The 22,548-nt window shown below is 60.1% G+C and carries 28 protein-coding genes and 1 tRNA gene; 21 read left to right on the forward strand and 8 right to left on the reverse strand.

Annotated features, from left to right (window positions below; all coding sequences use genetic code 11):
• Positions 1-3 precede the first annotated feature (3 nt).
• The 9 genes from VA602_RS18110 to VA602_RS18150 all read left to right on the forward strand — a co-directional run bounded on the left by VA602_RS18110 (position 4) and on the right by VA602_RS18150 (position 4,915).
• A complete protein-coding gene (locus VA602_RS18110; RefSeq protein WP_323453877.1) occupies positions 4-873 on the forward strand; it encodes a hypothetical protein in 870 nt (289 codons plus the stop codon).
• 35 nt (positions 874-908) lie between these two features.
• On the forward strand, positions 909-1,802 hold the full coding sequence (locus VA602_RS18115; protein ID WP_323453878.1) for a phage tail protein: 894 nt from the start codon (positions 909-911) through the stop codon (positions 1,800-1,802).
• On the forward strand, positions 1,799-2,395 hold the full coding sequence (locus tag VA602_RS18120) for a tail fiber assembly protein (RefSeq protein ID WP_323453879.1): 597 nt from the start codon (positions 1,799-1,801) through the stop codon (positions 2,393-2,395). The genes VA602_RS18115 and VA602_RS18120 overlap by 4 nt, the downstream gene beginning before the upstream one ends.
• Positions 2,396-2,454: 59 nt before the next feature.
• Complete coding sequence (locus VA602_RS18125; protein ID WP_323453880.1) at positions 2,455-3,081, forward strand: glycoside hydrolase family 19 protein; 627 nt, start codon at positions 2,455-2,457, stop codon at positions 3,079-3,081.
• Positions 3,078-3,440 (forward strand): hypothetical protein, encoded by a 363-nt coding sequence (locus VA602_RS18130; RefSeq protein ID WP_323453881.1) that lies wholly within the window; start codon positions 3,078-3,080, stop codon positions 3,438-3,440. The genes VA602_RS18125 and VA602_RS18130 overlap by 4 nt, the downstream gene beginning before the upstream one ends.
• Before the next feature lie 92 nt (positions 3,441-3,532).
• Positions 3,533-3,778, forward strand: a complete 246-nt coding sequence (locus tag VA602_RS18135; protein ID WP_407682517.1) for a hypothetical protein — start codon at positions 3,533-3,535, stop codon at positions 3,776-3,778.
• A 10-nt stretch (positions 3,779-3,788) separates the two neighbouring features.
• Positions 3,789-3,914 carry a DUF2514 family protein gene (locus VA602_RS18140; RefSeq protein ID WP_323453883.1) on the forward strand — a complete coding sequence of 42 codons (126 nt, stop codon included), beginning with the start codon at positions 3,789-3,791 and terminating at the stop codon, positions 3,912-3,914.
• 567 nt (positions 3,915-4,481) lie between these two features.
• Entirely contained in the window at positions 4,482-4,691 is a 210-nt protein-coding gene (locus VA602_RS18145; protein WP_323453884.1) for a hypothetical protein, read from the forward strand.
• A gap of 17 nt (positions 4,692-4,708) precedes the next feature.
• Complete coding sequence (locus VA602_RS18150) at positions 4,709-4,915, forward strand: hypothetical protein (protein WP_323453885.1); 207 nt, start codon at positions 4,709-4,711, stop codon at positions 4,913-4,915.
• On the opposite strand, the gene VA602_RS18155 is transcribed toward VA602_RS18150, so the two are convergent.
• Positions 4,909-5,571, reverse strand: coding sequence for an SOS response-associated peptidase (locus tag VA602_RS18155; RefSeq protein ID WP_323453886.1), 663 nt, complete (start codon positions 5,569-5,571; stop codon positions 4,909-4,911). The genes VA602_RS18150 and VA602_RS18155 overlap by 7 nt on opposite strands.
• Before the next feature lie 107 nt (positions 5,572-5,678).
• Here VA602_RS18155 and VA602_RS18160 point away from each other — a divergent pair, with 107 nt between their 5' ends.
• The 4 genes from VA602_RS18160 to VA602_RS18175 all read left to right on the forward strand — a co-directional run bounded on the left by VA602_RS18160 (position 5,679) and on the right by VA602_RS18175 (position 6,835).
• A complete protein-coding gene (locus VA602_RS18160; protein WP_323453887.1) occupies positions 5,679-5,972 on the forward strand; it encodes a hypothetical protein in 294 nt (97 codons plus the stop codon).
• Positions 5,969-6,187: a hypothetical protein gene (locus VA602_RS18165; RefSeq protein ID WP_323453888.1), complete on the forward strand. Its 219-nt coding sequence runs from the start codon at positions 5,969-5,971 to the stop codon at positions 6,185-6,187. Before VA602_RS18160 ends, VA602_RS18165 begins: the two co-directional genes overlap by 4 nt.
• A gap of 76 nt (positions 6,188-6,263) precedes the next feature.
• On the forward strand, positions 6,264-6,584 hold the full coding sequence (locus VA602_RS18170) for a hypothetical protein (protein ID WP_323453889.1): 321 nt from the start codon (positions 6,264-6,266) through the stop codon (positions 6,582-6,584).
• Between the two features lie 5 nt (positions 6,585-6,589).
• Complete coding sequence (locus VA602_RS18175; RefSeq protein WP_323453890.1) at positions 6,590-6,835, forward strand: pyocin activator PrtN family protein; 246 nt, start codon at positions 6,590-6,592, stop codon at positions 6,833-6,835.
• A 92-nt stretch (positions 6,836-6,927) separates the two neighbouring features.
• Here VA602_RS18175 and VA602_RS18180 read toward each other — a convergent pair whose 3' ends face one another.
• The 3 genes from VA602_RS18180 to VA602_RS18190 all read right to left on the reverse strand — a co-directional run bounded on the left by VA602_RS18180 (position 6,928) and on the right by VA602_RS18190 (position 9,445).
• Entirely contained in the window at positions 6,928-7,146 is a 219-nt protein-coding gene (locus VA602_RS18180; RefSeq protein ID WP_323453891.1) for a helix-turn-helix transcriptional regulator, read from the reverse strand.
• 480 nt (positions 7,147-7,626) lie between these two features.
• A complete protein-coding gene (locus tag VA602_RS18185) occupies positions 7,627-8,595 on the reverse strand; it encodes a hypothetical protein (RefSeq protein ID WP_323453892.1) in 969 nt (322 codons plus the stop codon).
• A 604-nt stretch (positions 8,596-9,199) separates the two neighbouring features.
• Positions 9,200-9,445: a hypothetical protein gene (locus tag VA602_RS18190; RefSeq protein ID WP_323453893.1), complete on the reverse strand. Its 246-nt coding sequence runs from the start codon at positions 9,443-9,445 to the stop codon at positions 9,200-9,202.
• A gap of 437 nt (positions 9,446-9,882) precedes the next feature.
• Between VA602_RS18190 and VA602_RS18195 the strand changes: the two genes are divergently transcribed.
• From VA602_RS18195 to VA602_RS18215, 4 genes are all read left to right on the forward strand, one after another.
• Positions 9,883-9,959 (forward strand) — tRNA-Val (locus tag VA602_RS18195).
• A 181-nt stretch (positions 9,960-10,140) separates the two neighbouring features.
• Complete coding sequence (locus tag VA602_RS18200) at positions 10,141-13,056, forward strand: RHS repeat domain-containing protein (RefSeq protein WP_323453894.1); 2,916 nt, start codon at positions 10,141-10,143, stop codon at positions 13,054-13,056.
• Between the two features lie 104 nt (positions 13,057-13,160).
• Positions 13,161-13,730: an SPOR domain-containing protein gene (locus tag VA602_RS18205; protein WP_323453895.1), complete on the forward strand. Its 570-nt coding sequence runs from the start codon at positions 13,161-13,163 to the stop codon at positions 13,728-13,730.
• Positions 13,731-13,995: 265 nt separating this feature from the next.
• Positions 13,996-14,421, forward strand: a complete 426-nt coding sequence (locus VA602_RS18215) for a GTP pyrophosphokinase (RefSeq protein WP_323453896.1) — start codon at positions 13,996-13,998, stop codon at positions 14,419-14,421.
• Between the two features lie 48 nt (positions 14,422-14,469).
• Here the strand turns inward: VA602_RS18215 and VA602_RS18220 are convergent, their stop codons facing one another.
• Complete coding sequence (locus VA602_RS18220) at positions 14,470-14,928, reverse strand: MarR family winged helix-turn-helix transcriptional regulator (protein WP_323453897.1); 459 nt, start codon at positions 14,926-14,928, stop codon at positions 14,470-14,472.
• Between the two features lie 105 nt (positions 14,929-15,033).
• Here VA602_RS18220 and VA602_RS18225 point away from each other — a divergent pair, with 105 nt between their 5' ends.
• A complete protein-coding gene (locus tag VA602_RS18225; RefSeq protein ID WP_323453898.1) occupies positions 15,034-16,017 on the forward strand; it encodes an aldo/keto reductase in 984 nt (327 codons plus the stop codon).
• A gap of 48 nt (positions 16,018-16,065) precedes the next feature.
• Here VA602_RS18225 and VA602_RS18230 read toward each other — a convergent pair whose 3' ends face one another.
• From VA602_RS18230 to VA602_RS18240, 3 genes are all read right to left on the reverse strand, one after another.
• Positions 16,066-17,031, reverse strand: a complete 966-nt coding sequence (locus tag VA602_RS18230) for an endonuclease (protein WP_323453899.1) — start codon at positions 17,029-17,031, stop codon at positions 16,066-16,068.
• A gap of 51 nt (positions 17,032-17,082) precedes the next feature.
• On the reverse strand, positions 17,083-17,322 hold the full coding sequence (locus VA602_RS18235) for a DUF1654 domain-containing protein (protein ID WP_054892062.1): 240 nt from the start codon (positions 17,320-17,322) through the stop codon (positions 17,083-17,085).
• A 140-nt stretch (positions 17,323-17,462) separates the two neighbouring features.
• Positions 17,463-18,551 (reverse strand): asparaginase, encoded by a 1,089-nt coding sequence (locus VA602_RS18240; RefSeq protein ID WP_054892061.1) that lies wholly within the window; start codon positions 18,549-18,551, stop codon positions 17,463-17,465.
• A gap of 400 nt (positions 18,552-18,951) precedes the next feature.
• On the opposite strand from VA602_RS18240, the gene VA602_RS18245 reads away from it, so the two are divergent.
• From VA602_RS18245 to VA602_RS18255, 3 genes are all read left to right on the forward strand, one after another.
• Positions 18,952-19,905 (forward strand): sugar ABC transporter substrate-binding protein, encoded by a 954-nt coding sequence (locus tag VA602_RS18245; RefSeq protein ID WP_054892060.1) that lies wholly within the window; start codon positions 18,952-18,954, stop codon positions 19,903-19,905.
• A gap of 94 nt (positions 19,906-19,999) precedes the next feature.
• On the forward strand, positions 20,000-21,553 hold the full coding sequence (locus VA602_RS18250) for a sugar ABC transporter ATP-binding protein (RefSeq protein ID WP_323453977.1): 1,554 nt from the start codon (positions 20,000-20,002) through the stop codon (positions 21,551-21,553).
• A complete protein-coding gene (locus tag VA602_RS18255; RefSeq protein WP_323453900.1) occupies positions 21,550-22,545 on the forward strand; it encodes an ABC transporter permease in 996 nt (331 codons plus the stop codon). The genes VA602_RS18250 and VA602_RS18255 overlap by 4 nt, the downstream gene beginning before the upstream one ends.
• The last annotated feature ends 3 nt before the right edge of the window (positions 22,546-22,548 follow it).

A 22,548-nucleotide genomic window follows, 5' to 3' on the forward strand; every position in this document is an offset into this window, starting at 1 on the left:
CGCATGGCGGCCGGGCTGAAAGTTTTCAAGGAGAACGGGCAGTTACTCTTCGATACTGAAAAGATCACGTATGGCCTGCTAAAAAGCGGGTACATGACCGAGCAGATTCGATGGCCGCGCCTTGCCCTGCGTTCGGCGCAGTTGCCGCCGAGCGAGCCCGGTAGCTACGATCTGACTAACCCAATGGACCCTATGTACGGCTTCTCCGTGACTGGCGCCGTTGCGCCTATCGTGTTCATCAACGGAAGCGGGGTTTCATGCGGCTCCAGCCAGGTCGGAGACACAACCACGTTCTACTACCTTATGGCCGGGCCTGATACGAAGTTCTACTATTTCGACACGATGCGAAACACGATGTTTGGCGCCGGGCTAAAGTGTTACGACCCAAGCGGTAACCTCACTTTTAACTCACTTCAATACCCGCTCAACATTGTGGCTAGAGTGCAAGCGCCTCCGCCGGCTAACCAGTCGCCTACTGGCGGATGGGGCGTTGTGTATCAGGGCGGTGTTCGCGGATGGGACAGAAAAGTCTCTGATCCGTCCACGCCTTGGTATTACACCTGCCGTTCACCCATAAGTATTGGGGCGGGAAACTTCGCTGCAAGTATAACGTTTTCTCGAAGTTTCGGCGGCGGCGCGATGAGTCCCTCAACATCCCACCCCGGAGGACTTGCCCCTGCTTACTCCAATTTGATGACTTACATGGATGGGTGTTGGGGTTCGGCAGGAGGGGTGTATTTCATGTCATGCGATGCGGCGAGAACCACGATGTATATCTCGTCATCCTCCACAAGCCTATTCTTTGATATTCCATTGGTCTATCCGACGGCGCTTGTGATTAACGCGGACAACTATCCGTTTCCATTCAACTAGGAGTCCCATGGATGCCATGGTATAGACAAGGCTCAGTGGCCATCACTGCTGGGCAAACAGCCGTCACGGGCACGGGCACGAATTTCGCGCTGAACGCTCGCGCCGGTGACGCATTTCTGGGGCCGGACGGCAGATGGTACGAGGTGGCTAACGTCGCGAGCGACAGCGTTCTCGGTATTCTCCCCGTATACCAGGGCGCGAACGTTGCGAGCGGCGTGTACGGCATTGCGCCGATGCAAGGGTATGTCAAAGACGCGGCCGACCGGCTGAAGCAGATTGCCGAGCAGTTCGGGGCAACTCTTTCATTGCTGGGCCAGCCCCAGGATGCCGCAGGCCTGCGCCTCAATATCGGCGCAGCAGCGCAGGGTGCAAACAGTGACATAACGTCCATGGCTGGGCTGACAACAGCTCTTAGCGTGGCCCAGGGCGGCACCGGCGGCAAAACTCCGGCCGAAGCACGCCAGGGCCTGGGGGCGAGCGCAACGGGCGATGCTCTGTTCACCGCAGCGACACCTGCCGCTGCTCGTTCAGCACTTGTTCTCGGCAGTGCGGCGACAGCTGCGGTTTTTGGCGCGGTTGCATCCGGGGCAATCTTCGAGAGCGGAGCAAATTCGAATGGGAGGTACACGAAATTTGCTGACGGCACGATGATCTGCGAGGGATCGGCTGCGCTGGGCTCGGCGACAATCAACCGGCCATTCGGGGCTCTGTTTGTCTCGAACCTCATTGCCGGGGCCTCTTATCCCGCCAGCTTTGTAGGCGTGCCCGAGTGCATTATTCAAATCGTACCTTCCGGCGGCACTGCATTCTGCGTGCCCAATGGGCCGGGTAGCTCGGGCGTATCACCCGGATTCTTCGCAATCGCGCCGACATCCGAGGCACAGACAGTGACCGTCAGGTACATCGCAAAAGGAAGGTGGGCAGCATGATTATAAAGCTTTCTCCTGTACGCTCAGACGAGACCCTTGCAGTCTCGCGTCAGGGCGACACACTCATCGTCAACGGCATTTCACTGGACTTCGGCCCCTTGCCAGATGGCGCAACGCTGCCCGCTAGCGCGATTGCTGTTCCCTGCCTGATTGACCCGATCGAGCGCACTGCCGGCAAGTTGATCGTCAGTTTGCGGCTTCCGCACGCAGCTGATGCGCCGGAGTCTGCGAGATTTCCTGTAGACATCGTCGACCCTTCGGACGGCCCAGTGGAACTGCCAGGCCTTGACCTTGCGGCGACACATCCGTCATCCACCGGTGTTATCGATTGGACGAAGCTGATCACCGCCGACCAGAAGGCTCAGGCCGCTGCTGAGCAGATGCTTGCGCTTGTGCAAGGCGAAACCTCGCAGCGCCGGTCAGTTGCAGACGCAGCGATCGCGCCGCTGCAGGACGCTGTCGATCTGGACGAGGCAACCGAAGCTGAGGCCGCGCTGCTCAAGGAATGGAAGCGGTACCGCATCGCGCTGAACCGCCTGCCTGATCAGGCTGGATACCCCGCAACAATCGACTGGCCCGCGCCGCCTGCCTGATCCTCACTGAATCCACCGACCGCCGCCTGGCGGTATTTTTTTGCCTCGGAGAAACCCGAATGCCGATCACTGAGCAGCAGCTGCTGCAGATCCTCCCCAATGCCCGCCCAGTCGCGGGCATTTTTGTGCCTGCACTGAACCGGGCGATGGCGCGCTGGCGTATCGACAGCCGGATTCGCCAGGCTGCTTTTCTGGCGCAGGTAGGCCATGAGTCGGGACAACTGCGCAACCTGGTGGAGAACCTCAACTACAGCGCCGAGGCCCTGATGCGCACCTGGCCAAGTCGGTTCACTCTCCAGGCCGCTGGCGCCTACGCGAGGCGGCCGGAGAAGATCGCGAACCGGGTCTATGGTGGGCGGATGGGGAATGGCCCTGAGTCATCGGGCGACGGCTGGCGGTACCGCGGGCGCGGCCTGATCCAGCTGACTGGTCGCGACAACTACCGCGCCGCTGGCCAGGCCCTGGGCCTGCCCCTGCTCGAACAACCTGAACTGCTCGAGCAGCCCGAGCACGCTGCGCAGTCGGCAGCCTGGTGGTGGTCACAGCGCGGCCTGAACGACCTGGCCGACGCCGGGCGCGTCAGCGATATCGGCAGCATCATCAACACTGGCCAGCCTGGGCGCGTGCCTCATGGCGCAGCTGAGCGGAAAGCGCTTTATGACCTGGCTGTGCGGGTGCTGGCATGAACGCCTGGCTGCTTCGCCTCGCCGGCGCAGGCCTGCTGATCCTGCTGGGCATCGCCGTCGGCACCTGGGCCACCACCAGCCACTTCCGGCCGCTGCTCGACCACCAGCAGGACCAGGCCACCCAGTGCGCCGCCGCCCGCGAAAACTTGGCCGGCCTGGCGCAGGAGCAGGGCAAGGCCCTGGGCGACCTGACCATGGCGGCGAAGCAGCGTCAGGCCAGGGCAGAGCAAACGCTGATTGAGGCCAAGGTCAGCGCCCAGGACGACTACGCGGCGGCGAACCGCCTGCAGCAGGAGCGCACCGGTGGCGATCAGTGTGCCGCCGCTTCCTCGATCATCGACAAGGAGCTTGGCTTATGATGCTGGTGGGCAACTGGCGATTCCGCGGGTGTGAGATTGGCTTTTTCCAGGCTGTAAGCCGCGGACTTATTGGCCTTTCCCGTGGGTGCGGGGTGGTGGGCATCCTGGCAATTTATGGGTGTTCTGGCCAAGTTGAGCCGCAAATCCATTATGTGCGCGTCGAGGTGCCGGTCCAGGTGCCGTGCCGCGCGCCAGATATTGCCGTGCCGCCGTGGGCAGCTGCCGGCCTGCGAAAGACCGACAGCTTGGAGGTGAAGGTGCGGGCGCTGCTGGCTGAGCGCCGACAGCGGATCGGGTACGAAAAGCAGCTCCAGGCCGCTGCTACAGCGTGTCGCTGACCTAGATGCCATGGCCCTCGCACGAGCTGATGCTCGAGCGGGAGACCTGGCGAAAGCTTATGACCAAGCCAGAATAGCTGTGGAGCTGTGCCAGCGAGAGTACGACGGGCTCCTATCGACACCTCATCACAGATAGCAGGTCACGCCAGTTGATTCGGAAACAACGGAATGCTGTAGAATCATTTTGCTATCAATATCAACTGGCATGGAGTAGCAGGGGTTGGCGCACGTACACTTTCAGAAAAATGGCATTTCGCGTGAAGTGAAAGCTGGATTCTCATGGACGGTATTCTTCTTTGGGGCTTTTCCTTTTGCGTTCAGGGGGCAGTGGGGCTGGTTCTTTTTTACGATGCTGCTGCACATCTGCACGTGGGGGCTTGGCTGTTTCGTGATAGCTTTTTTTGCGAACAGAATCACTGCTCGATGGCTTGCAGAGAATGGCTGGAAGGTCATATCGGGTAATCCACCTCTCAGCTGGGGGGGCCAGTCGTCCGCATTGCTCGATTGATCTAGTCCGGCCGATAGGCGGAGATGCATGAACTGCTGGCCGAGCGCCGACAGCGGATCGCGTACGAGCGGCTGCTGGAGGCGGCGGTGCAATCGTGCCGATGATTCAGTCCAACAGCGCTTAAGCGAAGCCGAATAGCCGGCCTGGCCTGTGAAGCGTCCTATAATGGCCTGACAAAGCCATCGGGGTAGGTCAGTGAAGCGAACGCTTGAAGGAATGATCGCTGCAGGTGAAGAGTTGCTTCGCCAAGCGCTCGACGCCAATCGAAGGCTACAGCAGGCCGTGGCTGATGATGAGCCCCCCGAGGAAATCGAGCGGCGCCGCGTATTAGCCGATCGTCTTTACCGTCAGGTTACCGAGCATCAGCTCATCGCTACTGGCAAGGCACCTCATATCATCCACTGACCGCCAGGGAGGAGAGCATGAAGGACAAGCGCGAAGTCGTGATGCCAGACCATCAGGTCTATAAGGATGTCGAGGAGGCTATGAGGCGCCATCTTGAGGCGCAAGAGGCTGGATTGCCTGCGCAGGAAGTGGAGCGCTTGCGACTGATCTTGGAGTCGCAGATCAAGGCGGCTCACCAGTACCACTCAGATGCCATGGGGCGAGCACCGCTGAATCGTCACTGAGGCGCTATCAGCTCAGGCCCCTGGTTCCGCACGTTCCCTACGGCTGTGCTGACTTTGTACCACTCGAATGCCTCGGCTGGTTCCCCCAGATTCAGCACCATCTGTTCTGCGTGATCGCTTGGCATCCCTGCTGCAATCCACTCTCTCGCCAGCTCCGGCTCAAGCACAACTGGCCGGCGGTCGTGCACGTCCACAAGCCCGCCCTGGGCGTCTGCTGTGATGATGACGAAGCCATCGTGCTCGTTGCCGGTGAACTGTCCGATGCTTGCGCATAGCGCCGGCTGACCGTCCCGCCGCCGGATGTAATACGGCTGCTTCTTCGGCCCACCCTCATCAACCCACTCGTACCAGCCGTCGATAGGCGTAATCGCCCGATGCGGCCAGATGGCCCGAAAGAACGGGCCGTGAGCGACCTTCTCGACGCGCGCGTTGATCGGCGCGGCGCGATCTGTCGCCCAGTGCGGCCGCCATCCCCACCTCACCAGGTCCGCACGCAGACCGTCCTCACCCATGCGCAGCACAGCAACGGGCGTAGTAGGCGCAACGTTGTACCGCTGCAGCGCATGCTCCCCGACGTTGTTTCTCCAGACATCCGGCATGCTGAGCACTTCGACGAAGTCGTGAATGCCCCGGTATTGGGTCAGCCGTCCACACATTTCCCGTCCCTCCTGCTCGAGCACAAAGCATAGTCCGCCAGGCGGTACTGGTGCTGGCGGCGCATGCAATGCTCAAATACTGTATCGATATACAGTATTGGTGCCGTATGTACTTCCTCCTTGTTCGCCGCCGAGTGCGCGGCGTTGCGATCCCCAATGGACAACTGACGAAGATCCAGCCGATTCGCGCTGATGTTCACATCGAGTACGGACACAGTACCGTGCTCGGTCGGCAGTGCCTGAGCGCCTGGGTGTTCAACCCAACCCCAGGGCCCGACGTTATCCCGTCGCTACACGACGCGCGCGTGACCGGGATGGCTCAAGGCGGCATGATCATCACCGGTGTTGAGGAAGTCGACGGGACGCTCTACGCCCAGTCGTGGTGGTGCAGGGCGGAATGATGTCGGGACTACCTCAGGCCTGGCTGGCCGAACTCTGTGACAGCTTTGAGCTGATCGGGGACCCTGATGGCCGCGCTGCTGTGCTTGCCGAAATGGCTTTTGCGGCGCACCGCCGGCGTGATGTGGGCGATGCCGAACTATCGGACATGCTGGAGTTTGTCGCTGCAGCTAAGGAATGGGCTTTGCTTGAAATTGAGAGCTCTCAGACTACATAGCTGACGGACTGCTCTATCGAGATTGGTCCGTATCCGCTAAAAACTAGCTCTGGTTATCAGATTGCGGGAGATAACGATGAAGTGGGAGCAACAGATTCTGCCGCGTATCTTGAGATGGCGATCGGCACCAGGCTACCTGGGAATGTGTAAAGCCGAGTTCAACAAGACCGTACGGCCTTTCGTGAACGAGTTCCCCATTGGCGCTCAGGGCGTAGGTTTTGATCGGTATGAGCTCGATGAGTGGGTCGACAGCTACATAGCTGAAAATGCTATCGAGAAGGGGAATAATCGCGCTGGTCTGCCGGCAAGCGCGCGTAAGCGAGCCGAGGAGAATCGAACTGAGCAGTCAAAGTCTGAATTTAAGCAGGCGTTGGATCTTGTGCGTCGTAAGAGATAGCGCTGATGAGGACTGAGTTTCTGTTGCTGGCGCAGTATGACGGCCTAGCTGTGATTCCTCTGGACAGGGTCTGCGCAGACTATTTCCCCCATTTGAGCCCTGAAAAAATGAAGCACAAAATCTCTCGGGGAGAAATTCGTCTTCCGCTGATCTACATCGAGCGAAGCCAGAAGTCGGCCAGAGGTGTTCACCTTGCAGATCTCGCTGCTTACATTGATGCACGTCGGGCTGAAGCCCAGAAAGGGATGTAAAAGGGACGCCGCGAGTCCGTGACGTCCTTGCAGCGAGCGTGGCCGGGTTGGTTGAATATTCTCGCGGCGTCCAGAGAAACCATACCCCGAATTCACGGCCTGATCTGATGAGCCGACGAGCTGCCTTCCACTACCGATTCCATCCATTGCGAAATCGCCGACTGAAGCCAAGCTACTGACTTTGGCCCTAAGTGGACCTGCCGGGGAAACGTCCCGTCGCGCATCCTGGTGTAGATTGTGTTCCTACCAAGCCCTGTTATCCTCATCACCTCTTTGAGGCGAAGGAAGCGATCATTCTCGGCTGAAATCATAGTTAACCCTACCCGTACCAGCGATGAATTGCCCTCAGTCTAGACCTTATGTGTCAGCAAGGAGTGGTTCAGAGCACCGGTTCATGGCAGGTATTCCGCGTCACGGGGTGTGGTTTGGCGAAGCTGGTGCTCTAGCTCACGGTGCCAACCTCTATACGCTAGATGCTTTACGAGATACGCCGATCCTCCTGATATACCAGCTACAGCCAGGGTGATGTACTCAAAGCGATCGCCATATACACCAGCAAGTCCGAGCGCGAGCATGGCAGGGAAGCCACCAGCAAGTCCTCCCAGAATGGCATCGTTCGGCATAGGCGGAGGAGGGCATGGCCCTTTGAGTGCGGTCGTGATTCGTTCCGCTTCTTTGTACCTAGACCAGAAGCTATCGCTGCTTTCCTTTTCATTACTCATCCGCTGCACCACTTGACCCTTGAAGGTGTCCTATTTAGGCATGAAAAAGCCCGCCGAGGCGGGCATCAGCTACCTGGGTGAGGTGATGTCGTCGACGGCTAGTACAGCCGTGCGCAGGATTCTGCCGTTTTCCATGACAGAGAAGTGGAAGAGGCGGACGGGCTTGTTGTGCTTGATGGCATCGAAAAGTCGGTCAATTTTATCCGGATCAAACGTTGATAGTTCAACACGACCTGGGAACGTGTACTCTTCGCCGGGAAGCCGAAGGGTCAAGGACAGATAGTCCTGATTGCGCTTGACCATCTCAACCTGAAGATCCTCTCTTCGCTCAGATCTAACCCGGTCTTTCGGCTCCTGAGCGCGAATATGCTCCAGTTCATCAGCGTTGTAATGGTGTCCTTGAATTTCCATCGAATCAGCATCTGGAGCAGCGCTGACAATTGCGCGATAACCCTCGCTCGCACGGTCGCGCACACGCGCAGCTTCCGTGGTCATGGATCCGCCAGCGATTACGTCGGCAAGCTTTTCAGCGATCCTGGCATTCGAGTCGCTTTGGGCCTGGGACGCTGCTAATCGCGCTTTCTCCAGGTCGCCTGAGTTCCATTCGGAGAAAACGTGATAGCCAGCGAAAGAGAGCACGGCAACGATCAGGAACGTTGCCACCTGGGCTCCGGTCATTTTGCTCATAGGTAACGCCGCAAGCAGCTTATTGATGACTTCATCGAGGGAGGCCTTTCCGTCCGTGCAGCCTTTGGATATCTGGAAGACGAGGTCCAGCTCCGCCTTCTCTGCCGATGTCAGCCTTGTAAGGGCTGGAGATCCATAACGGATCTCAGCATACGCTCGAAGTAGTTGCTCGTGAAATTCAACGAAGCCTAGCATCAGTTTCGGGGTCATTGTCCCCCGATAGCGATCACCTTCGATTTCAACGTGAAAGCTTGGCCACCCCTTGAAAATAGGCAGCGTAACGTTCTCGCTTATAGAGGAGATGACCTCCAGGAAGGATGCTGCGCTATCAACGACCACCGGTTCTTTCATGCTTGATGCTTCCTGCAAGTCTTGCTGAATGACCTTCTCCTCGTCGGGCAGCCGGTCATTTGTTGTGGGTTAAAGGAGGACCGAGTACCAGAACACCTTTCCCAGCACGCTGATCCCGATCTCGGCCAGCTGCTGCGCGGTGTACTCCTGATCCGGATGCTCGTCCTGGTTAATGTTGCTACGGCTGATTCCTTTCAGGGACGCTGACGTTGCCTGTCAAGATCCAGTTGACCAGTCTTCCCGTAACCTTGTCGTAAAGGATTGATAGCAGTAGGCCGGCCAGTACCATATAGCTGCCGTACAATACAGCCGGATTGCGCCTGACTGCATTTCGATCCCACAACACGACCTCAAACCAAGACTCGAAAAATTTCTGAGCTCTCATGTGCGAGCCACCCATTGCGTAGAGGCCACATATCAACACGATTACCCCTAGCCCTAGGACCAGGAGACCTAATCTTTTCGTGATGGTGTTGGAGAAGGCTTCCATGTCGATCTCTGCGAACCAGTAAGTGGCAAGATGCTATCGGAGCTGCGCTTGCACTTCAACGTACCAGAGGCTGCGTGGCATCTGACGATCGGACTGATCGAAAACTAGCATCAGCTAGCGAATGCTAGTGAGCGTGGGAGGAGTCCTTCGCTTTCTACCGGGTTTCGCTGGAGTATGGATGCCCGCCTCCCATTCCTCGAGAAATTTTCGCACTGTGGCAACCCTCCAACAGACGCGGCCGCCCTGTAGAAAGGAGGGTGGTAGCCAGGCAGCATTCGCCTGTCGTGCAGACCGGATTGATGCCTCGGAGCGGCTGAGTAGCTGGGCCAACTCTGGAATATGTATGACCTCGGGATCCATAGCCGTGCGCTCAACTGAAATGGGCGATACCAGAGAAGATCACATCCAGTTTGGGCCGAGCCACCCGCGGCTGCAATTTTTTGGTCGGTTTTGTGGCGCCGACGGCGCGTGGAATATTCTTTACGCAGATCTGTTTGCAAAACCCCTTGCTAACTTATTGATTGTTATAGGCTATTTTCCAAATTTTCGTTGCTATTATCCAGTGCGCTAATTTCATTTGAATCAATGATTTATGAGCCATCCAGACACCACCTTGACATGGTGGGGGTCGTTGGTTCGAGTCCAATTGTGCCTACCAAATCGAAGAAAAGGGGCGATCCGCAAGGGTCGCCCTTTTTTGCGTCCGGGCATAGCTCCAGCCTGCAAAGTTTTTGATTTTTTTGAGAAAAAACGCTTTACAGGTGTGCATTCGATCACTAATATGCGCACCACACGACAGGCACATAGCTCAGTTGGTTAGAGCACCACCTTGACATGGTGGGGGTCGTTGGTTCGAGTCCAATTGTGCCTACCAAATCTGAAAAGGGCGTCCCGAAAGGGGGCGCCCTTTCTCATTTTCGCCCTTTGAGGTGGCAGCTCTCTCAGGGATGGCTAATCTCGCATTGAATGGTTCGAGAACATCGCCAGGGAGTAGGTAGCGGCATGTGTGAGGCTGCTTGGCGTCTTCCGCCGATCCCAATGAAGGGAGCCTCTCCATGCAGGGTGCCAACGCGTCGCTTCACACGTACACGCCTGAAGTCAGCGTCTCCGATAACCGGGGCCTGATCGTCCGCAATATCCGTTTTCACCGCCATCCGGATAGCCCTGACTCAACGGATTGTCGGGTAACCCACCTTCATTTCAATGCACGTGGCCATCATGTGCAAAGCATAGACCCGCGTCTGGCCCAAAGCCGGCGTGAGGCACCAGGTGCGCCACCCAATCTGCTGTTGCAGCCTGCTCTGAGCGGCGCGGTGGTACGTTCTCAGAGTGTCGATGCCGGCACGCTGCTTGCGTTGGACGATTGCGCGGGACGGCCACTGATGCGTCGCAGCGGCGTGGGGGTTACCCGTCGCTGGAATTACCAGTCGGTAGCCTTTGCAGGGTTATTACACTCACTTGATGAACAGGCAGAGGGCGCCGAGCGTGCAGTGTGCGAGCGCTGGATCTGGGCGCTTGACGGTGCCGTCGAGCGTGCGCGCAATCTGCTGGGCGAATGCCTGCGCCACTATGACATGGGTGGCCTGCAGCAGGTGTGCGGCATCGCTTTGACGGGGACGCCACTGCTCGTCGCCCGGCAAATGCTGAGGGATGCCGAGCGGCCTGAATGGCTTGGCGAGAATGAGCAAGCTTGGCAGGCAAAGCTGGAGCCCATCATCCACGTCAGTGGTTGTAGCGCCGACGCCACCGGCGCGGCACTGACGCAAACCGATGCGCGGGGGCATCGGCAGCGCCATGCGTATGATGTGGTTGGCCGCTTGAGCAGCTGTTCGGTGCATGTGCACGGTGAGGAGCAAGAGCGCCGTGTGCTTGAGGCATTGACCTGGACAGCCGTGGGGCAGAAGCAGCGGGAACTACATGGCAATGGCGTGCTGACCCACTATCTATATGAAGCGCAGACGCAACGTGTGTCAGCCATCAAGACGGAACGCCCAGACGGACATCCGGCAGGGGGCCGATTGCTGCAATACCTGCGCTACGTCTATGACCCCGTGGGCAAAGTGGCCAGTGTAGACAACGCTGCGCAGGCTACTCGGTTCTGGCGTAACCAAAAAGTGTTGGCACAGAACACCTTCATCTACGACAGCCTTTACCAGCTGGTGCAGGCGTGTGGTCGGGAATTGGCGGCGCATGGGCAGCAGGGGGTGGGTGTTCCGTCGGCGGTAGTGCCGTTGCCGAGTGGCCCCGAGGCGTTTACCCGTTATCAGCGCGACTACAAGTACGACAGGGGCGGCAACTTGACGCAAATCCGTCACAGCGCGCCGGGCAGTGGCAACAGCTACACTACGGACCTGCTGGTCTCCCCCCATGGCAATCGTGCTGTGCGCTGGCAAGAGGGCCTTGATCCGGGTGATGTCGAGCGGATGTTCGACGGCGCTGGTCACGCGCTGTGGTTACAGGCTGGCCAGCCTTTGCACTGGAATCCGCGTGGCGAACTGGGGCGCGTGGTGCAGGTCGCCCGCAGCACGATTGATGATAGTGAGCATTACCGCTACGACGGGGCTGGCAGGCGCCTGTTGAAAGTCACTTCCCGGCAAATCGGTGACGGTATCCAGGAGCGCCGGGTCTTGTACTTGCCTGGGCTCGAGCTGCGCAACCAGGCTTTCGACGGCGCCGCGCAGAAGGCGCTTGAAGTGGTTGCCGTGGGCAGTGCCGGGCGAGGTCAGGCGCGCTTGCTGCATTGGCCCGATGGGTTGACCGGTGACACGCTGCGCTACAGCTTCGACGACCTGTTGGGCAGCAGTCAGCTGGAGCTGGATGAGCAGGGCGAGGTCATCAGCCAGGAAGAGTATTACCCCTATGGCGGTACTGCGGTGTGGACGGCACGTAGCGAGGTGGAGGCGGATTACAAGACCTTGCGCTACTCCGGAAAGGAGTGTGACGCCACCGGGTTGTACTATTACGGGTTGCGGTACTACCAGCCTTGGCTCGGGCGCTGGTTGAGCGCTGACCCTGCTGGTGTCGTGGATGGGCTGAACCTGTATCGCATGGTTCGCAACAACCCCGTCACGCTAAAGGATCAACAGGGATTAGAACCCGTTTACCCGGTGCTATCGGCATTTCTGGCTGATGTCATGACCGATGTGGACCACAATGCCTTGGGCTTCGTCCCGTGGGGTGAGCAACTTGATTCAGCTCCGCCGTGGGCTATCGCCATCTGGGGAGATAACGCCTATGTGTCGACGATGAACAGGCATATGTCCATTCGGCCGCAGGGTGAGCGGGGGTTTCCTGATTTCGTCGGGGTTTATGATGGGGTGGGCATTACGACGGAAACTGGGCATTACCGAACGCCGCCAGGTTATGCGGCAGGCGTTGAGAACAACAGACCGCGAATAACCTCGCATGGAAGCACTGCGTCACTGGACTGGCGAATGACAATGTTCAGTGATCCTCATGCGTATATGGCCAAGGTCAATGAATTCTGGAAAATCAATGATCGGGCAGAAAGGGGGCGGGCGGTATTGGCTTTCCTCAAATCGCATTGGGCGCAAGGTCTTGAAGAACTCGCTTCTTCATTCAATGAAAACAGGCCGGCCCTGCTGCTGGAAATGTTTCAGGCCAATGGGCAGTTGCGGGATGTCGAGCAGACGGGCTTTCAGTGGGTGGACCAGTTGTACGCAGAGGCCAATCAAATAATCTATGAAATCGGTGATCGCAAGGTCCTCGCGAAGCGGCAGCAGGCCAAGGCGCTGGCCGAGTTTAAATACAATGCAGTCATGGATATCTACAAAGGGAGAGAAGGCGATCTGCACATGGCGCGTCGATCCGAAGTCGAGGCGCAACTCCCGCCAGTGCCGCACTTGACTGCACCTGCACGTGGCCTTCCGCGAAGACCGGTGACGACCGTTGCTCAGCCTGGGCGAAAGCCGAATTTTCTTTCCAGAATAAGGAATGCCCTCAAGCATTGATGGTTAGCCAGCTCGGGCCAGGTGCCGCTGCTGCGCCAATCTGACCCTCGGTCTGTGCTGTGCCTCGTGCTAGAATGCGCCCCTTCGAATCTGGAGGTACACGCGTGCGCAAACTGGCAGTGGTATTGGCAGTGCTGGCCCTGGCTGGCTGTGAGAACGAGGTCGAGGGCGTGCACAACCAGGTGGCCGAACACCTGCACAATCCCAAGACGGCCAAGTTCGCCAACGTGCGGATCGACACTCAGGGTTCGATCTGCGGCCAGGTCCGCGGCAAGGATGACGCCGGCCAGTACGAAGCCTATCGCAGCTATGTGGCGATCAAGCACGATGGCCAGTACGAGATCCTGGTCGACGATAGCGGCAACAATCTGCGTATCCGTGAGATCTGCGGCGGTGCCGAGCTGCAGCGCCGTGCCGATGCCCTGGCTGGCGAACCGGCGCCGGAAGGCTGGGATGTCGAAGTCGTGCAGGGGGCCAATATGGGGGCACTCACCGACATGACCGCGCGCCTGATCGAAAAAGGCATCCCTTCCTGGGTCGAATACCGCGACGGCAAGCCTGTCGTGCTGATGGGGCCTTTCCCCACCAAGGACGAGGCCGATGCGCGCAAGGCCGACGTCATGGCACGCCTGGGCACGGATTCGATCGTCATTCAGCACGGCGTCAAGCGCTGATACTCCCGCGCCCGGGCAGGGGCGTTGCATAGCCTCGGTCATAGCCCCCAGTACTGCGGCCTCTACTGCCAAGGAGGCCGATCACGCCCGCCTTACCATTCGATAGGCCCCGATACAGCGACAACGAACCGGCACTGATCTTGTACAAGCGCCATGGCTTTGAAGTCGAAGGACATTTACTGGACTATGCTTTGCGTGACGGCATCCTTGTCGATGCTGTTGCAATGGCGCGTGTGCGACGACGTGCGGGGTGAAAGGAGGGGTCATGTCTAGCCTGGAACGAGCAATCGTGGTGGCGACCAGAGCCCACGAAGGGCAGATCGACAAAGGCGGCGCCGCATACATCCTGCATCCGCTGCGGGTGATGGCGCGGGTCTCGACGCCCGAGCAGCGGATCGTCGCGGTGCTTCACGATGTGCTGGAGGATACGCCGCTGACCCTGTCCGACCTGGCCCGCGAGGGCTTCACTCTGAAAATCCTGGCGGCGCTGCTGGCGTTGAGTCGGCGTGAGGGTGAGCGCTACGAGGATTTCGTCGTGCGGCTGGGCAGTGATCCGCTGGCGCGCGAAGTGAAGCTGGCCGACCTCGCCGACAACAGTGACCTCTCGCGAATCGTATGTCCGGGGCCCGCCGATATCGCCCGGCTGAGCCGTTATCGAGAGGCCAGCGCCTATCTGCAGACGCTGGCGTGATAGCGCACGCCCTTGGCGGGGGCGTCTGGTCACGATACGGGGCCGACTCTACAGGGAGTCAGTTGCTTCAGCCTCCGGGTCATTGAGCGTGGTCATGCACGCATCCATCAGTACATGCAGCGCGCTGATGCGCTCGAGCCCCAGCGCGTCCTGCAATGAGTCTTGGGCCGCCTGCCACGCCTGACTGCCTTCCTCGCGTTTTTCTATCCCGGCCTCTGTGATCTGCACCGCACGGCTGCGCGCGTCGCCGCCTGCCGAAATGGTCAGCCAGCCCTGGGCTACCAGTGGTTGCATGTTGCGCGTCAGGGTCGAAGGTTCCATCTGCATGGCCTTGGCCAACTCACCTGGACGCAACGGGCCGAGCCGCAGCACATGGGAAAGCAGGGCGTACTGGGTGTTCTTCAGGCCTATGGCAGCCAAGTGCTGGTCGTAGTGGCGGGTGACCATGCGCGTCAATTGGCGCAGTTTGAGGTTTGTGCAGCCGGAGGGCTTGATTGATGTGTTCATGTGAAATATTGTACCTACAACATTTGTATATGCAAATGTTCTGTTGGCCGGGGGCGATCAACCCTGGCGCCTGTTGGAACGGTATTCATCGGCTCAGGAGCATCTATGCGCTACACACCCTTTGGCAAGACCGGATTACAACTGTCCCAGCTGGCATTGGGTACAGGCAACTTTGGCACCGCCTGGGGTCATGGCGCCGACCCCGATGCATGCAAGGCGATGTTTGACACCTATCTTGAGGCTGGCGGCAATCTCATCGATACGGCGGACATCTATCAGTTCGGTGAGTCTGAAACGCATCTGGGGCGCTTGCTGGCAGGGCGCCGCGATGAGGTGGTGCTGTCGACCAAGTTCACCCAGGGCGCCTCGCCCACTGCGGGCGTGCTGGCCACCGGCAATAGCCGCAAAGCCATGGTCACCTCTTTGGAGGCCAGTCTCAAGCGTTTGAACACGGACCGTGTCGATCTGTACTGGGCTCACTTCCCCGATCATGTGACCCCGACCGAAGAGCTGCTGCGTGGTCTGGAAGACCTCTCGCGATCAGGCAAGGTGCTGTATGTCGGCCTGTCCAATTTCCCTGCCTGGCGTGTGGCCCATGCGGCCACCTATGCCCAGCTTGCTCGCGCCGTGCCTATTGCTGCTGCACAGTTCGAACACAGCCTGGTGCGCCGCGAATGCGAGCTGGACCTGCTGCCGACCTGTCGAGCATTGGGGTTGGGCATGATGACTTTCTCGCCCTTGGGCGGCGGCATGCTGACCGGCAAGTACCGCCAGGGCGAGGCCGGGCGAGCTCAGGGCCTGGGCGGCAAGGTGTTCCAGGCAGAGAATTCGCCGCAGCGCAGCGCGATCCTCGATGCGCTGCTAGGTGTGGCGCAGGAGCTTGGCGTACCGGCAGATCAGGTGGCGATCGCCTGGGCCGCCAGTCACGACACATTGCCGTTGATAGGGCCGCGCTCGCTGGCGCAGTTGCAATCGAACCTGGCGGCGCTTGAGGTGAAGCTCAGCAGCGAGCAGTTGCAGCGCCTGGATGACGTCAGCCAGCTCGTGTCGCTGCAGGTCGAGCGGACTGCTCGCATTCCGGTGGCATGACTGATCTTGCTTCCGGGGCGCCGTAAAGGCGCTCCCGGTTCATGAGGCTCAGCGGCAGTTGCCGGCCTTGCGGTAACCGGCCGCCCGGGCTTGCGACTCGGACTCGAAGCTCACCTGGTTCTTGGCCGACACCTGATTGTAGCCAGGGCAGCCGCTGGGCAGATGGTAGACGTGGCTGTTCTGGTTGCCGATGATCGTGCCCGTCATGCTGGCCTTGGCCAGGGTGGGCTGAGGTGTGGCCTTGATGGGTTTGTCGGCAACGCCACTGACCACACCGTCGCCGACGGTCTTGTAGCCGACTGTCCAGCGCCGCTCACCACTCACGAACGGGTTGGCGTGCCCCATGATGCCGGCGATGCGACGGTCGCGCTCGCGCTCCCAGGTGGTGACCGGATACTGCTTGTCCCAGGCCATCAGTAGTTGTTGCTGTTGGCGAGACATGTTCAGGCCATAGCGATCGAACATATAGAAGGTGGTGCGGGCGACCAGGCCTTTGACTTCATCGCGCGGCTCGGCAGCGCGCTGGTTGAAATCGACGCGAGTCTTGCACTGGCCGTACTGCTGCCCCACACCCGAGGCCATGCCATAGTTGAAGTTGCTGCGATCGCCATTCACCTCGCCCACGGCCGGGTACAGGTTGAACAGGTCGGCTTCCATGGCACGGAATACCGGGTCGTCGTCGGCGCAGTGCTCGCGGCCACCGTTCTTCCAGCATTGACGTTGATGACCCAGGGTCCAGGCCGGCACGATGTGTTCCCACTCGGTGCGGTCGGCGCGGGTCTGCTGCTTTCGGGCTTGCAGGCCGCAGGAGGCAGGGTCGATACGGCCACCGGATTTGCCGACCCAGGTCCATTTGCAGCCGCAGTAGAGCTCACCCATGGCGCTGCTGGCCTGGTCGAGATAGATCTTCTGTTTGGCCACGACCTTGGCTTCGGCAAAGGTGGCGGGAGGGTTGGCGAGCGCTGGAGTGGCGGCGGACAGGAGCAGGGCGACGGCAGACAGCAGTTTTTTCATGGGCGAGCGCAAATCATCTTTCGGTGGAAGAGGTGGGGCGGGGAGGAAGGATCAGTCTTCTTTGGGGACGGTCCAGAAGATCTGGATGCCGCCATCGTCACGGTGGGCGAGGGTGACGTTGTCGTTCTCGGCGATTTCTTCGAGCAGGGTTTCCCAGTCGTCGGGTGACTCGTGCTCCAGGCGGAAGATCAGCGCCGCGCGGCTGCGCTGGGCGGTGGGGCTGTTGATGATCTTCTGGATGCGTACGCCCAGTTGTTCATAACTGCTGGGCGCTGCGGCGGTGCTGGCCATGGAACTTTCCTTATTTTGCTGTATGTGCGTACAGTATTTCACTGTCAGTTTTTTCGCAACAGCATGTCAGGCAAAAAGCATCCAAAGGCTAATGCGGTTGTAGCAGGAGCGGCACAGGGCCGCTCCAACTCAAACCTGAATCAATATTCCCAGAAGATCCGCTGCAATTCTTTGCTGTCCTGGGTCTTGGTCATGGCGACCATTGCCAGGATGCGCGCCTTCTGCGGGTTCAGGTCATGGGCCACGACCCAGTCATTCTTGTCGTCCGGCTGTTCGGCGTTACGCAGCACGAAACCGCCCTGGTTGACGTGCGAGGAACGAATGATCTGCACGCCTTCCTTGCGCAGTTCCTGCAGTGCCGGGACTACGCGCGACGACACCGAGCCGTTGCCGGTGCCGGCATGGATGATCGCCTTGGCGCCACCCTGGGCCAAGGCCTTGTAAGCGGTATCGGTCACGTTGCCGTAGCCATAGGCGATGTCCACTTGGGGCAGGCTGCTGATCTGCTTGATGTCGAACTCGGAGTTGCTGGTGTGGCGCTTGGCCGGCAGGCGGAACCAGTACGATTTGCCTTCCACGACCATGCCCATCGGCCCCCAGGCGCTCTTGAACGCCTCGGTCTTGATGTTGACCGACTTGCTGACGTCACGACCGGACTGGATCTCGTCGTTCATGGTCACCAGTACGCCCTTGCCACGTGACTGCTTGTCGCCAGCCACGGCCACGGCGTTGTACAGGTTGAGCATGCCGTCGGCAGACATCGCGGTGCCCGGACGCATCGAGCCGACGACCACGATCGGCTTGTCGGTCTTCTCGACCAGATTGAGGAAGTAGGCTGTCTCTTCCAGGGTGTCGGTGCCGTGGGTGATGACGATACCGTCGACATCCTTGCTGTCGGCCAGCTCTGCGACACGTTTGGCCAGCTTGAGCAGGTCGTCGTTGCTGATGCTTTCGGAGGCGATCTGCATCACCTGTTCGCCACGTACATTGGCGATGTCGGCCAGTTCCGGCACGCCGGCAATCAGCTTGTCGATGCCCAACTTGGCAGCTTGGTAGGTCGCGCTGTTGGCAGCGCTGGCGCCGGCCCCGGCAATGGTGCCGCCAGTGGCGAGGATGACCACATTGGCGAGCTTCTGCTGTTGTTCTGCTTCCTTGGCGGAAACGGTCATTGGCAGTGCAAGCAGCAGGGCGAGTGCGCCCGGTGCGAAGGTTTTCAGTGCGGTGTTCATGGTTTTTTTTCTTCTCTCTTCCAAATGAGATGTTTATTCGCGCTGGGTTGTAGGCAGGTTCCGTACCAAGGGTGCGGCAGTGGTGCGGCGCAGGGCGAATTGAGTCGGATTTTTCGCGGGCAAACCCGCTCGCAGCGGTGTGTGGAGCACTCAACTACGGCGCTGCCATGGTAAGCGCGGGCTTTCCCATAAGGCGGGTTGCAGGTGTTTTGATATTCGGAAATCCGAACAATCTTCACGGAAGCTATTCGGTTTTCCGACTATTTACCGGATAATCTCCGAGCAGTACGACGGGAGCTGGAACCCCGGAAAGTCATTTGACAAAACCTGTTCCTGTTCCCATAGTAAGGCAGCGCAAACGTTTGCGGTCCGATAAAAACCACAAGATTCGGAGTTATCCATGAAGCTGCCGTTCCCAGGTCGTCTGCTGGCTATTGCCATTCTCTCCTCCCTGTCTCTCGCCATCCCGCTGTCCCAGGCCCATGCCGAGGACAAGCCCAAGGTTGCGCTGGTCATGAAGTCGCTGGCCAACGAGTTCTTCCGCACCATGGAGGATGGCGCCAAGGCCTACCAGAAAGAACATCCCAACGATTTTGAACTTGTCGCCAACGGCATCAAGGACGAAACCGACACCGGCAACCAGATCCGTATCGTCGAGCAGATGATCGCCACCGGCGCCAAGGCCCTGGTCATCGCTCCGGCCGACTCCAAGGCTTTGGTGCCCGTGATCAAGAAGGCCATGGACGCGGGCATCACCGTGGTCAACATCGACAACCGCCTCGACCCCGAAGTGCTCAAGAGCAAAGGTATCAGCGTGCCGTTCGTTGGCCCCGACAACCGCAAAGGCGCGCGTCTGGTTGGCGATTACCTGGTGAAAGAGAAGCTCAAGGCCGGCGATCAGGTTGGCATCATCGAAGGTGTGCCGACCACCACCAACGCCCAGCAGCGCACCGCGGGCTTCAAGGATGCGATGGAGGCTGCCCAGATGAAGATCGTTTCGGTGCAGTCTGGCAACTGGGAGATCGACAAGGGCAACGCCGTTGCCGCCTCGATGCTCAACGAATACCCCGATCTCAAGGCGCTGCTGGCGGGTAACGACAGCATGGCCCTGGGCGCGGTCTCGGCTGTGCGTGCTGCCGGCAAGACCGGCCAGGTACAGGTGGTCGGCTACGACAACATCAACGCCATCAAGCCGATGCTCAAGGACGGCCGTGTGCTCGCCACGCTCGACCAGGCAGCCAGCCAGCAGGCCGTGTTCGGTATCCAGGCGGCGCTGAAGATGGTCAAGGGCGAGAAGCCTGATGTCGATGCCGACAATGTCATCCAGACACCGGTAGAACTGATCACCAAGTGATGCTGGCAGTGCGCTGAGCCCGATGCAGCGGTGGTTCGCCGCTCCTGCAGAGTCAGCGCCAGTTCAAGCAGTTGCAGCGCGTTCCATGAGAGAGGTGGCCATGTCGGCCCATGAATCCGTGCTCAGTGTCACCGGCCTGGGCAAGACGTACGCCCAGCCCGTTCTCGGCGATGTCACGCTAGACCTGCGCGGTGGCGAGGTGCTCGCCCTGACTGGCGAGAATGGCGCCGGCAAGAGCACCTTGTCCAAGCTCATCAGTGGCCTGGAAACCCCCACCACCGGGCAGATGACCTACCGCGGCCAGCCTTATAGCCCCGCGAGTCGCAGCGAGGCTGAGCGCCTCGGTGTGCGCATGGTGATGCAGGAGCTCAACCTGCTGCCCACGCTCACCGTTGCCGAGAACCTGTTCCTCGACAACCTGCCCAGCCGCGCCGGCTGGATCAGCCAGAAGCGCCTGCGCCAGTTGGCCACCGCGGCCATGGCCCAGGTCGGGCTGGACGCCATCGATCCGGACACCCCGGTCGGCGAGCTGGGCATTGGCCATCAGCAGATGGTCGAGATCGCCCGCAACCTGATCGGCGACTGCCACGTGCTGATCTTCGACGAGCCCACTGCGATGCTTACTGCGCGCGAAGTGGAGCTGTTGTTCACGCAGATCGAACGTCTGCGCCAGCGCGGCGTGGCCATCGTCTATATCTCGCACCGGCTCGAAGAGCTGCAGCGTGTATCGCAGCGCATCGCCGTGCTGCGCGACGGCAAGCTGGTGTGCGCCGAACCGATTGCTCGCTACAGCAGCAACGAATTGGTCAACCTGATGGTCGGTCGCGAAGTCGGCGAGCACATCGACCTTGGCCGCCGCGAAATCGGTGCGCCGTTGCTCAAGGTCGAACACATGACCCGTGGCGACAAGGTGCGCGATGTGTCGTTCGAGGTCAGGGCAGGGGAGATCTTCGGTATCTCCGGGCTGATCGGTGCCGGGCGTACCGAGCTGTTGCGGCTGATCTACGGTGCCGATCGCGCCGACAGTGGCAGCATCCAGCTCGGACGCCCGCTGCAGCCGGTGGTCATCGACTCGCCCAAAGCCGCTGTGCGCGCCGGTATCGCGCTGATCACCGAGGATCGCAAGGGCGAAGGCCTGCTGCTGCCGCATTCGATCAGCGCCAATGTCGCCCTGGGCAATCTGAGTGCGGTATCGCGGGCCGGGATCCTCGACGCCACTGCCGAGCGTGAGCTTGCCGAGCGGCAGATCAGCGCCATGCGTATCCGTAGCGCGAGCCCCGCCCAGGCGGTCGGCGAGCTGTCTGGTGGCAATCAGCAGAAGGTGGTGATCGGTCGCTGGTTGGAGCGCGATTGCCAGGTGCTGATGTTCGATGAACCCACCCGCGGCATCGACGTCGGCGCCAAGTTCGACATCTATGGGTTGCTGGCCGAGCTTGCCCGCCAGGGCAAGGCCCTGGTGGTGGTGTCCAGTGACCTGCGCGAGCTGATGCTGATCTGCGACCGCATCGCCGTGCTTTCCGCTGGCCAACTGATCGAGACCTTCGACCGTGATCGCTGGAGCCAGGACCAGATCCTTGCCGCCGCCTTCGCCGGTTATCAGAAACGTGACGCACTGCTGCATGACGCAGCTCCCAGGATGGATGTATGAAGACCCCCTCCCTCGAATCCGCCGGCAGCACGCCGGCCCGCCGCAGCGGCACCTATTTCGGCCTGGGCACCTACCTGGGGCTGGCCGGCGCCTTGCTGGCGATGATCGTGCTGTTCTCGTTCCTGAGCAGCCACTTCCTCTCGTACGCCACCTTCAGCACCCTGGCCAACCAGATACCCGACCTCATGGTGTTGGCCGTCGGCATGACCTTCGTGCTGATCATCGGTGGTATCGACCTGTCGGTCGGTTCGGTACTTGCCCTGGCCGCCTCGACCGTCAGCGTCGCCATCCTCGGCTGGGGCTGGAGTGTGCTGCCTGCCGCGCTGCTGGGCATGGCCATCGCCGCCCTGGCCGGTAGCATCACCGGCGCGGTCACCGTGGCCTGGCGCATTCCGTCGTTCATCGTCTCGCTCGGCGTGCTGGAAATGGCCCGCGGCCTGGCCTACCAGTTCACCGATTCACGCACCGCCTATATCGGCGACGCGTTCTCCTGGTTCTCCAACCCGATCGCCTTCGGGATCTCCCCGGCATTCATCATCGCTTTGCTGGTGATCGTGCTCGCCCAGCTGGTGCTGACCCGGACCGTGTTCGGTCGTTACCTGATCGGCATCGGCACCAATGAAGAGGCCGTGCGCCTGGCAGGCATCGACCCGCGTCCGTACAAGATCGGCGTGTTTGCGCTGATGGGGTTGCTGGCCGGTCTGGCCGCGCTATTCCAGATTTCCCGCCTTGAGGCCGCTGACCCGAATGCGGGCTCGGGCCTTGAGTTGCAGGTGATTGCCGCCGTGGTGATCGGCGGCACCAGCCTGATGGGCGGGCGAGGCTCGATCATCAGCACGTTCTTCGGTGTGCTGATCATTTCCGTACTGGCTGCGGGCTTGGCGCAGATCGGCGCTTCCGAGCCAACCAAGCGCATCATCACTGGCGCTGTGATCGTCATCGCCGTGGTCCTCGAGACCTATCGCAGCCGACGTGCGACCCGGCGGAACTGACCC

The organism is Pseudomonas machongensis, assembly GCF_034961125.1.
Taxonomy (GTDB): Bacteria; Pseudomonadota; Gammaproteobacteria; order Pseudomonadales; family Pseudomonadaceae; genus Aquipseudomonas; species Aquipseudomonas machongensis.

Excerpts from the sequence above, each read along its gene's own strand:
- VA602_RS18110 (WP_323453877.1), top strand. The coding sequence starts at position 4 with ATGGCGGCCGGGCTGAAAGTTTTCAAGGAGAACGGGCAGTTACTCTTC.
- VA602_RS18120 (WP_323453879.1), top strand. The coding sequence starts at position 1,799 with ATGATTATAAAGCTTTCTCCTGTACGCTCAGACGAGACCCTTGCAGTC.
- VA602_RS18125 (WP_323453880.1), top strand. The coding sequence starts at position 2,455 with ATGCCGATCACTGAGCAGCAGCTGCTGCAGATCCTCCCCAATGCCCGC.
- VA602_RS18130 (WP_323453881.1), top strand. The coding sequence starts at position 3,078 with ATGAACGCCTGGCTGCTTCGCCTCGCCGGCGCAGGCCTGCTGATCCTG.
- VA602_RS18140 (WP_323453883.1), top strand. The coding sequence starts at position 3,789 with ATGGCCCTCGCACGAGCTGATGCTCGAGCGGGAGACCTGGCGAAAGCT.
- VA602_RS18150 (WP_323453885.1), top strand. The coding sequence starts at position 4,709 with ATGAAGGACAAGCGCGAAGTCGTGATGCCAGACCATCAGGTCTATAAG.
- VA602_RS18155 (WP_323453886.1), bottom strand. The coding sequence starts at position 5,571 with ATGTGTGGACGGCTGACCCAATACCGGGGCATTCACGACTTCGTCGAA.
- VA602_RS18160 (WP_323453887.1), top strand. The coding sequence starts at position 5,679 with ATGTACTTCCTCCTTGTTCGCCGCCGAGTGCGCGGCGTTGCGATCCCC.
- VA602_RS18165 (WP_323453888.1), top strand. The coding sequence starts at position 5,969 with ATGATGTCGGGACTACCTCAGGCCTGGCTGGCCGAACTCTGTGACAGC.
- VA602_RS18170 (WP_323453889.1), top strand. The coding sequence starts at position 6,264 with ATGAAGTGGGAGCAACAGATTCTGCCGCGTATCTTGAGATGGCGATCG.
- VA602_RS18175 (WP_323453890.1), top strand. The coding sequence starts at position 6,590 with ATGAGGACTGAGTTTCTGTTGCTGGCGCAGTATGACGGCCTAGCTGTG.
- VA602_RS18180 (WP_323453891.1), bottom strand. The coding sequence starts at position 7,146 with ATGATTTCAGCCGAGAATGATCGCTTCCTTCGCCTCAAAGAGGTGATG.
- VA602_RS18185 (WP_323453892.1), bottom strand. The coding sequence starts at position 8,595 with ATGAAAGAACCGGTGGTCGTTGATAGCGCAGCATCCTTCCTGGAGGTC.
- VA602_RS18190 (WP_323453893.1), bottom strand. The coding sequence starts at position 9,445 with ATGGATCCCGAGGTCATACATATTCCAGAGTTGGCCCAGCTACTCAGC.
- VA602_RS18200 (WP_323453894.1), top strand. The coding sequence starts at position 10,141 with ATGCAGGGTGCCAACGCGTCGCTTCACACGTACACGCCTGAAGTCAGC.
- VA602_RS18215 (WP_323453896.1), top strand. The coding sequence starts at position 13,996 with ATGTCTAGCCTGGAACGAGCAATCGTGGTGGCGACCAGAGCCCACGAA.
- VA602_RS18220 (WP_323453897.1), bottom strand. The coding sequence starts at position 14,928 with ATGAACACATCAATCAAGCCCTCCGGCTGCACAAACCTCAAACTGCGC.
- VA602_RS18225 (WP_323453898.1), top strand. The coding sequence starts at position 15,034 with ATGCGCTACACACCCTTTGGCAAGACCGGATTACAACTGTCCCAGCTG.
- VA602_RS18230 (WP_323453899.1), bottom strand. The coding sequence starts at position 17,031 with ATGAAAAAACTGCTGTCTGCCGTCGCCCTGCTCCTGTCCGCCGCCACT.
- VA602_RS18235 (WP_054892062.1), bottom strand. The coding sequence starts at position 17,322 with ATGGCCAGCACCGCCGCAGCGCCCAGCAGTTATGAACAACTGGGCGTA.
- VA602_RS18240 (WP_054892061.1), bottom strand. The coding sequence starts at position 18,551 with ATGAACACCGCACTGAAAACCTTCGCACCGGGCGCACTCGCCCTGCTG.
- VA602_RS18245 (WP_054892060.1), top strand. The coding sequence starts at position 18,952 with ATGAAGCTGCCGTTCCCAGGTCGTCTGCTGGCTATTGCCATTCTCTCC.
- VA602_RS18255 (WP_323453900.1), top strand. The coding sequence starts at position 21,550 with ATGAAGACCCCCTCCCTCGAATCCGCCGGCAGCACGCCGGCCCGCCGC.